4 protein-coding genes and 1 pseudogene are annotated in these 4,334 nt (G+C 44.9%); 2 read left to right on the top strand and 3 right to left on the bottom strand.

Annotation, left to right across the window (positions count from 1 at the left end):
* Nucleotides 1–216, bottom strand: a pseudogene (locus tag F6K38_RS26105) (glycosyltransferase); the annotation flags it as partial.
* Nucleotides 217–319: 103 nt separating this feature from the next.
* Between F6K38_RS26105 and shc the strand changes: the two are divergent.
* Nucleotides 320–2,233: a squalene--hopene cyclase gene (gene shc / locus F6K38_RS26100; RefSeq protein WP_287357967.1), complete on the top strand. Its 1,914-nt coding sequence runs from the start codon at nucleotides 320–322 to the stop codon at nucleotides 2,231–2,233.
* A 234-nt stretch (nucleotides 2,234–2,467) separates the two neighbouring features.
* Here the strand turns inward: shc and F6K38_RS26095 are convergent, their stop codons facing one another.
* Nucleotides 2,468–3,343: a DUF4351 domain-containing protein gene (locus F6K38_RS26095; RefSeq protein WP_287357964.1), complete on the bottom strand. Its 876-nt coding sequence runs from the start codon at nucleotides 3,341–3,343 to the stop codon at nucleotides 2,468–2,470.
* Between the two features lie 11 nt (nucleotides 3,344–3,354).
* Here F6K38_RS26095 and F6K38_RS26090 point away from each other — a divergent pair, with 11 nt between their 5' ends.
* Nucleotides 3,355–3,480 carry a hypothetical protein gene (locus tag F6K38_RS26090; protein ID WP_287252270.1) on the top strand — a complete coding sequence of 42 codons (126 nt, stop codon included), beginning with the start codon at nucleotides 3,355–3,357 and terminating at the stop codon, nucleotides 3,478–3,480.
* 14 nt (nucleotides 3,481–3,494) lie between these two features.
* Here F6K38_RS26090 and F6K38_RS26085 read toward each other — a convergent pair.
* Nucleotides 3,495–4,334: DUF4351 domain-containing protein (locus F6K38_RS26085; RefSeq protein WP_287357961.1), on the bottom strand; the 840-nt coding region annotated here is incomplete at its 5' end.

The raw sequence follows: 4,334 nt of genomic DNA, 5'->3' as shown, positions 1-4,334 counted from the left end.
AAGCGATCGCAATGTCGTGGGGAGCAACTCAGCTTCATTACGAGCTGGAATTACAGCACAAACCTTGGGTAATGATTCCCCTTGACCTACAGACCTGGTAGGGAATTTCTCTATAACCAGCCGTTGGTCTGCTCGCCAAAACTGACCCCGAAATCCTAGTAATCCGATCCAAATCCCTACGGATAGAACAGTGATTCCTAATCCGATTGTATCCATTTGTATTGATACCTATTGCTAATTCTCCACTACAAGTAGCAAAATAACGTAACCAAAGGTGCGCGCACCTTTGAATGTGGTGTGTGAAGTAAAACGGTAAAACATGCAAACCCAAGACAGGATTGTAGAATCAGGGGTTACAGGAGCGATCGCAAATAGCCAAAGCTATTTACTCGCTCAGCAATATCCCGATGGTTACTGGTGGGCAGAACTGGAATCTAATGTCACCATAACAGCGGAAATTATCCTACTCCATAAAATTTGGGGAACTGACAAACAACGACCTTTACATAAAGCGGAAGCCTATCTGCGTTCTCAACAGCGGAAACACGGTGGCTGGGAACTTTTCTATGGTGATGGTGGGCATTTGAGTTGTTCGGTAGAAGCTTATATGGCACTCCGCCTTTTGGGGGTACCCGCCAGCGACTCCGCTTTGGTCCGAGCCAGGGATTTTATTCTCAGACGGGGTGGCATCAGCAAAACCCGGATTTTCACCAAATTTCATTTAGCCTTGATTGGCTGCTATAGCTGGCGTGGGATTCCCTCGATTCCCCCCTGGATAATGTTGTTTCCAGAATGGTTTCCCTTTACGATCTATGAAATGTCTAGCTGGGCAAGGGGAAGTACAGTTCCTTTATTAATTGTCTTTGACCAGAAGCCAGTATTTGAGATTGAGCCAAGGATCAATCTAGACGAGTTATATACCGAAGGAGCTGATCAGGTCAAGTTTGAGCTACCTCGCAATTCCGATTGGACAGATTTATTTGTACTGCTTGATGATGGATTTAAGTTAGCAGAAGACTTGAATTTAGTTCCATTCCGGAAGGAGGGACTGGCAGCAGCAGAAAAATGGGTCTTGGAGAGGCAAGAAGCCACAGGAGACTGGGGGGGAATTATTCCAGCCATGTTGAATTCCCTGTTAGCCTTGCGTTGTCTCAACTATGATCTTGCGGATCCAATCGTGCAACGGGGACTGGAAGCCATTGATCGGTTTGCCATTGAAACCCCTGACAGCTACCGAGTCCAAGCCTGTGTTTCCCCAGTTTGGGATACAGCTTGGGTATTGCGAGCGATGGTGGAATCTGGTTTAGAACCGGATCATCCAGCCTTAGTTCGGGGTGGAGAATGGTTGTTGCAGCAGCAAATACTAGACTATGGGGATTGGGTGGTGAAGAATCCCCAAGGGAAACCAGGAGGATGGGCCTTTGAGTTTCAAAACCGTTTCTATCCTGATTTAGATGATTCCCCAGTAGTGATTATGGCCTTGAATAGCTTGAAACTCCCTAATCAGAAACTAAAGCAGGCAGCCATGGCTCGTGGCTTGGCTTGGATAGCATCAATGCAGTGTAACCAAGGGGGTTGGGCTGCGTTTGATATTAATAATAATCAACACTGGCTCAATTCTCTGCCCTATGCTGACCTGAAAGCTATGATTGACCCTAACACAGCGGATGTGACCGCACGGGTCCTGGAAATGCTGGGTTCGTGTAATTTGTCCATAGAATCCCAAAAGTTGGAGAATGCGATCGCATTTTTGATTCAGGAACAGGAAGCCGATGGCAGCTGGTTTGGTCGTTGGGGGGTTAACTATATCTATGGCACCAGTAGTGCTCTTTCAGCCTTATCTAAAATAGCGCCTCACACCCACCAACGTAGTATCGAACGGGGTGCCGCTTGGCTAGTGAAATGTCAAAACCTCAATGGTGGCTGGGGTGAGACCTGTCTTAGTTACGATGATCCCACTCTTAAGGGACTAGGAATCAGTACTGCATCTCAAACCGCTTGGGCTTTAATTGGTTTAATGGCAGCAGGAGAAGCTACTGGCAACTGGGCAATGGATGCCATTGAGATGGGAGTCAACTACTTAGTGTCAACTCAGCAGCCCGATGGCAGTTGGGATGAAACCGAGTTTACAGGCACAGGTTTTCCCAGTCATTTTTATTTGAAGTACCACTTCTATCAACAATATTTCCCGTTGTTGGCCTTGGGAAGGTATCAAATTTCTATTTCAAGTTGAAGGTTGTTTGTCGGAATGTAGAATTAAGAATGTAGAATGTAGAATGTAGAATTAAGAATGTATAATTAAGAATGCAGAATGTAAAATCCAGAATGGTGAATGGTGAATGTCGAATACAGAATTCCAAATTCTTAATTCTTAATTCTTAATTCTTAATTCTTAATTCTTAATTCTTAACTCTTAATTCTTAATTCTTAATTCTTAATTCTTAATTCCCACGCATCCTGTTTATTGCTAATGCTCAGTCAACCAGACCGTCAAATCTGTGACGGTCTCAAAATCCAACAGCGCCTCGCTCAACTCCTCCAATTGAGCAATAGAAAGCTTTTGAATCCCCTCAAGTAGCTGGTCAGAAATACTACCAAACCGACGGGTGATCAGACGTCTAACGATTGAGTACCCTTCCTCTTGTTTTCCTTCCAGTTTTCCTTCAAGCTTTCCTTCACGTTTTCCTTCAAGTAAACCAAGTTTATGTCCTTTTTGAATGATCTTCTGATAAATTACAGACTCTTGCATCACTTCCTCCGGAAATAATTCTGTGATCAACCTTTGGTCAAACCGCAAACCAGCTAGTAACTGGGTACAAGCGGAGATGTTAGTAAAAGCTAGTGGTTCTTCAATCCTATCCACTGCTGCCGCCACTTGCTCTAATAATCTGTTGGGAGACTCACTGAATGCTAAAGTGGCAAAAGGCAATAAGGCGGGATTGGCCAAAAATTGCAATGGGTCTTGCTCCCACATCCTGATTACTCGATAGCGATGGCTAGTGTTACTCTCGACCAACTGGTTAGTATAAGCTTTGGATGAGGTGGTGAACTTGAGAAATATCACTACCTGCTCTATGGGACAGTTATACTTTTCTTTGAGTCTGACCCAATACTTGAGCATCCGCAATGGTAGGGATGGCTTGGAAGCTGGCAGGGTTTGAAATTCCCACTGTAGGATTTGGTTAGCGGTTTGCAGCAGGGTCAAGGAATCGGCGTGAATCGGTTCAGTATTTAACTCAGTTTTGAGCACCGATATTTCAGTAACTTCAAGACCATGAAGCCACCTGACCAAATCAGCTGGGTAGTTTTCGGCGAGATATTTACAGATATTATCGTAAGCCAAGGTAGTTATCTGTGGTTAAGACTACCTGGCCGAGTTTACAGGATTTGGTCAAAAAAAGCGATCGCATAAGCGCGGAAGCTGAGGCCGTAGGCCACGCTTTGCGAACGCTTCATCGCGTTCGCGTAGGGGCTCTTTGAGAGCATCGCTTTTTTTATTGCTGATGGGATGCCAACCACACAGCTATATCGGTGACGGTCTCAAAATCCAACAACGCCTCGCTCAACTCCTCCAATTGAGCAACAGAAAGCTTTTGAATCCCCTGTTGTAGCTGGTCTGAAACACTCCCAAACCGACGGGTCAGTTGACGTATCACGATTGAGTAACCTTCCTCTTGCCTTCCTTCACGTTTTCCTTCGAGTAAACCAAGTTTATGTCCTTTTTGAATTATCTTCTGATAAATTACAGACTCTTGCATCACGTCCTCCGGAAATAATTCTGTGATCAACCTTTGGTCAAACCGCAAGCCAGCTAGTAACTGGGTACAAGCGGATATGTTAGTAAAAGCTAGTGGTTCTTCAATCCTATCGACTGCTGCCGCCACTTGCTCTAATAATCTGTTGGGAGACTCACTGAATGCTAAAGTGGCAAAAGGCAATAAGGCGGGATTGGCCAAAAATTGCAATGGGTCTTGCTCCCACATCCTGATTACTCGATAGCGATGGCTAGTGTTACTCTCGACCAACTGGTTAGTATAAGCTTTGGATGAGGTGGTGAACTTGAGAAATATCACTACCTGCTCTATGGGACAGTTATACTTTTCTTTGAGTCTGACCCAATACTTGAGCATCCGCAATGGTAGGGATGGCTTGGAAGCTGGCAGGGTTTGAAATTCCCACTGTAGGATTTGGTTAGCGGTTTGCAGCAGGGTCAAGGAATCGGCGTGAATCGGTTCAGTATTTAACTCAGTTTTGAGCACCGATATTTCAGTAACTTCAAGACCATGAAGCCACCTGACCAAATCAGCTGGGTAGTTTTCGGCGAGATATTTACA

This window comes from Moorena sp. SIO3B2 (assembly GCF_010692525.1).
GTDB classification, from domain to species: Bacteria; Cyanobacteriota; Cyanobacteriia; order Cyanobacteriales; family Coleofasciculaceae; genus Moorena; species Moorena producens.
This window is presented reverse-complemented; position numbering and strand designations above follow the sequence as displayed.